General features: G+C 33.6%; 1 protein-coding gene. It reads right to left on the bottom strand.

Annotation, left to right across the window (positions count from 1 at the left end; all coding sequences use genetic code 11):
- Positions 1–215, bottom strand: a 215-nt coding sequence (locus tag JIV24_RS22540) for a hypothetical protein (protein ID WP_234445930.1), incomplete at its 3' end; no start/stop codon positions are given.
- Between the last annotated feature and the right edge of the window lie 532 nt (positions 216–747).

Below are 747 nucleotides of genomic sequence, written 5' to 3'. Positions count from 1 at the left end.
GTAGATTGAGATGTCAACCTTTGTATTGCTGACTTCCTGATATCTTTATCAGAATCGTTTATTGCAACGTGAGAAAGTGTCGATTGATTTGTGTAATCATTTGCTTCACTATTTATTTCTTCAGTAATAGTATGACCTTTATCCGTCACTTGTTTCTCACTCGAACAAGATAAAACTGAAACAATAATTACTAATAATAGAATTGACTTTTTCATTTGAGTTGTTTATGGTTTGTATTAATTTTCAATATGCAGCATAACTTATCGATATACAACCCTATGCTTTATATCGTCCATGTAAGTGATTAAAAAGCGTATGACCAACTTTCGATAGACTATATATCAATATAGCATTACATTTTAAAAGTAGCAAATAATACATTAAGTAAGCGTGAGTAAAGTTGCGTTGCAAAATTATTTACATAGTATTTGGCTATTTAATTTATTCAGCATATATTCACACTCCGTTACTCAGACACTTGCGCCCGTAAGCTGAGTAATACACACGGAAACTACTAGTCGGTATAGGAATGATAATAACAATGCTTGCCAGCAATTGGGCAAGTGTGCGTTCTTTGACATACTGACCATCCAAGCCACAATGTATTGACGCTTTAAAAGCCATATATTTTGACATTACACTTTTCTTCCTCTATTGACCAGTAACAAATTACAAAAACCGTATATCATTGCTATCGTTACACTTTAGCATCGTTAAGCGGGCATTTTATTGTGCAAGCGGAGCGTT

Source organism: Carboxylicivirga marina (assembly GCF_016612505.1).
Lineage (GTDB): Bacteria > Bacteroidota > Bacteroidia > Bacteroidales > Marinilabiliaceae > Carboxylicivirga > Carboxylicivirga marina.
This window is presented reverse-complemented; position numbering and strand designations above follow the sequence as displayed.